A 3,676-nucleotide genomic window follows, 5' to 3' on the forward strand; every position below is an offset into this window, starting at 1 on the left:
GCCCGATCCCACGGGCCGGCCGCCGGCGTGTCCGGGCCGTCGCCGCGCCGGCCGGCCGTCGCCCCGGGCGGAGTCCGCTCAGCTGTCGGCCGCCAGGTCGGCGACCAGCTCGTCGAGCTGGCGCAGGGCGCCCTCCACCCGTACCGGATCCCGGTAGTAGGGATCGGTGGGCACCGGCAGCGATCCGGCCAGCGCCCACCCCCGGCCCCGCGCCCAGGTCGCGTCATCAGTGCCGAGCGCGGTACGGAACACGTCGCGGACCCGGCCGGGCAGCAGATTCCACGCCGGCATCAGGTCGACCGCCGGATCGCCCACGGCCAGTGTGCCGAAGTCGATGACGGCGCTCAGCCTGCCGTCGGCCACCAGGAGGTTCCCCGACCCGAGATCGCCGTGGATCCAGACCGGCGGGCGGTGCCAGGCGGGCGCCGCGAGCGCCGCCTCCCAGACGGCCGTGACGGCGGCGGTGTCGATCAGGCCCTTCAACGCGGCGATCTTCGGGCGGACCCGCGCCTCGGAGGCCAGCGAGTCGCGGGGATCTCCCATCGGCACGCCCCGGAACGCGTTGCTCCACCGCGGCCCCGGCCCGTCGGCCGGGTCCGCCTGCTGCAGGGCCGTGACGAACCCGGCCAGTTCGGTGGCGGCCAGCGCCGGATCGGTGAACCCGCCGACGGCCGCGGACTCGCCCGGGAGCCACCGGTAGACCGACCAGGCCCACGGATAGCCCTCCCCCGGACGCCCCAGCCCGAGCGGCTCGGAGACCGGCAGCGGCAGCTGCGGAGCGAGCCACGGCAGCCACCGGTGCTCCCGCTCCACCTGCCCGGCCCAGCGCGGGAACCGGGGCAGCCGGACGGACATCTGCTCACCCAGCCGGAACATCGCGTTGTCCATGCCCGGCACCGGGACCGGCGAGAGCGGCAGCCGCGCCCACTGCGGGAACTGCGCCAGCAGCAGCCGGCGGACCAGCGGCACATCGATCGTCACGTCGTCCGAACCGTCTGCCGGCACTCGCGTCTCCTCGGCACCTGGACCTGCTCGCTCCGCGCCCCCGGAACGGCGGGCCACTGCCGTGTTCCGCCCCGTCCGACGCCGGACCCGGCCATCCTGCCGTGGCGCCGCCGCCGCACCAACCGGTTTTCGGCACTCCGGCGGGCGCCGGCGGGGTGCGTCCCCCGACTGCGCCGGGCGACGCGCGGTTGCCGGTGCCGGGTGCCACGCTGGCCGGGCAAGGGATACCCGAAGGGAATCACCATGATCACCACTGACTACGTGCCCGGCACCCCCTGCTGGGTCGACCTCGGTGCCCCCGACGTCGCCGCCACGGCCGGTTTCTACCGGACGGTGTTCGGCTGGGAGTTCGAGTCCTACGGCGCGGAGGCCGGGGACTACGGCGCGTTCAAGGCGGGCGGAAAGACCGTCGGCGCGATCGGCCCGCTGACCGAGCAGGGCGCGCGCTCCGCCTGGACGATCTACTTCCAGACCCCCGACGCCGATGCCGCCGCCCAGGCCGTCGAGAAGGCCGGCGGCAGCGTCCGGGCCGCGCCGTTCGACGTCATGGGCGAGGGCCGGATGGCCCAGTTCACCGACCCGCAGGGCGGCCAGTTCGCGGTCTGGCAGCCCGGCAGCACCAAGGGCCTCGAAGCCGTGGACGACACCGGCAGCCTGAGCTGGACCGAGCTCTACACTCCCAACGCCGCCGGAGCCAAGGCCTTCTACGGCAGCGTCTTCGGCTGGAGCACCCAGGACATGCCGCTCCCCGGTGGCAACGAGGGGACGTACGTCATCCTCACGCCGGCGGGCCAGCCGCCCGAGCGGATGTTCGGCGGCCTGATGGAAATGCCGTCCGAGTACCTCACGCTGGCCGGCGGCAAGGCCTACTGGCACCCGGTGTTCAACACCGCGGACTGCGACGCCACCGTCGCCCGGGTGACCGCGAACGGCGGCAGCGTGCAGATGGGCCCGGAGGACGCCGAGGGCGTCGGCCGGATGGCCGTCTGCCTCGACCCGAACGGCGCGGACTTCGTCCTGCTCACCCCCGAGCCGACTCCAGGGAGTTGACCACCGCAGCGCCGACAGGGAGGCCCCGCGCACATCGTGCGCGGGGCCTCCCCTTTCGTTCGTTCCCGACCGTCGCGCCCGCCGTGTCCGCTGGTCGCGGGTCAACGGTTGGTCAAATGTTCGACGGCGCAGGCTCAGCGGGGGCTCAGGCCTTGACCTCCCAACTGGTCTAGTCCAACTTAGGGGCAAGCCGATCCGCCCGCTGCCCCGCGCCAGAGTCCCCCGAACGGCGTACGGGCCACGGCCTCCCACACCATGGGCGGCGGCCTCCCCCACAGCCTGCACGGACGAGAGGTTCACCATGGAAAGAAACCAGCCTCCGGTGACACCCGCACCCTTCGCCGGCCGCCGCCGGCGGCGCGGCGTCATCACCGGCGTTGCCGCGTTCGGCCTGCTGGCCGGCGGCCTGACCGCGCTGGCCACCGGCGGGTCCGCGAACGCCGCGGCCACCGCCACCACCGCGCTCAGCAGCAACTGGTACGCCTCCGCACCGTACTTGATGCCCGAGGACAACAACCCGCCGGACGCCGCGGCCGTCATGGACGCCACCGGCCAGAAGGCCTTCCAGCTCGCCTTCATCCTCGACTCCGGCGGCTGCAACCCCGCCTGGGGCGGCACCTCCTCGATCGACACCGACACCACCATGCCCGCGGTGATCCAGAAGATCCGCAGCAAGGGCGGCGACGTCTCGGTCTCCGTCGGCGGCTACGGCGGCAACAAGCTCGGCCAGAGCTGCGGCACCCCCGAGGCGACCGCGGCCGGCTACCAGAAGGTCATCACCAAGTACGGCCTCAAGGCGATCGACTTCGACCTGGAGGAGCCGGAGTACGAGAACACCGCGGCCATCCACAACGAGATCGGCGCGGCCCGGATCCTCCAGCAGAACAACCCCGGCCTGTACGTCTCGATCACCACCGCCGGCACCAACGCCGGGACGGGCTGGTTCGGCACGCAGATGCTCAACGAGGCCAAGTCGCAGGGCTTCACGCCGAACAACTTCTCCATCATGCCGTTCGACGGCGGGTTCAACGGCGCCGCCGCGCAGACCGACGCGCTGGTCAAGTTCAACGCCCTGCTGCGCACCACCTTCGGCTGGAGCGAGGCCACCGCCTACGCCCACGAGGGCGTGTCCCTGATGAACGGCCGCACCGACGCGGCGGAGTACTTCCGGCAGGCCGACTTCCAGACCGTGCTGGACTTCGCGACCGCCCACGGCCTGGCGCGGTACACCTACTGGTCCGTCAACCGCGACCGGCAGTGCGCCGGCACCGTGGACCCGGGCCTGTCCGGCTCCTGCTCCAGCGTGGCCCAGGCCGACTGGGACTTCACCAAGTACACCGTGAAGTTCGCCGGAGCCACCCCGCCCACCAGCCCGAGCCCCACGGCGACCGCGACCACCAGCGCCACCGCGACCGCCTCGCCGACCACCCCGGGCTCCTGCACCGCTCCGGCCTGGAGCGCCACCGCCACCTACCTCGCGAACGCGAAGGTCTCCTACAACGGCCGCAACTACCACGCCAAGTGGTGGACGCTGAACGAGATCCCGACCGCCAGCGGCCAGTGGGGCGTCTGGGGCGACGACAGCCCCTGCTGATCCCGGCGCGCCGCCGGCCCGCGTGGG

At 73.1% G+C, this 3,676-nt stretch carries 3 protein-coding genes; 2 read left to right on the plus strand and 1 reads right to left on the minus strand.

Going from position 1 to position 3,676, the window contains the following annotated elements; genetic code table 11:
• Positions 1-78: 78 nt before the first annotated feature.
• Positions 79-1,005 (minus strand): aminoglycoside phosphotransferase family protein, encoded by a 927-nt coding sequence (locus tag ACFUK0_RS39865; RefSeq protein WP_380258937.1) that lies wholly within the window; start codon positions 1,003-1,005, stop codon positions 79-81.
• Positions 1,006-1,248: 243 nt separating this feature from the next.
• Between ACFUK0_RS39865 and ACFUK0_RS39870 the strand changes: the two genes are divergently transcribed.
• Together ACFUK0_RS39870 and ACFUK0_RS39875 are read left to right on the plus strand one after the other, a co-directional pair.
• Complete coding sequence (locus ACFUK0_RS39870) at positions 1,249-2,055, plus strand: VOC family protein (protein WP_380258939.1); 807 nt, start codon at positions 1,249-1,251, stop codon at positions 2,053-2,055.
• A gap of 301 nt (positions 2,056-2,356) precedes the next feature.
• Positions 2,357-3,649: a chitinase gene (locus ACFUK0_RS39875; RefSeq protein ID WP_380258941.1), complete on the plus strand. Its 1,293-nt coding sequence runs from the start codon at positions 2,357-2,359 to the stop codon at positions 3,647-3,649.
• Positions 3,650-3,676: the final 27 nt, after the last annotated feature.

Source organism: Kitasatospora sp. NPDC057223, assembly GCF_042669755.1.
GTDB lineage: Bacteria > Actinomycetota > Actinomycetes > Streptomycetales > Streptomycetaceae > Kitasatospora.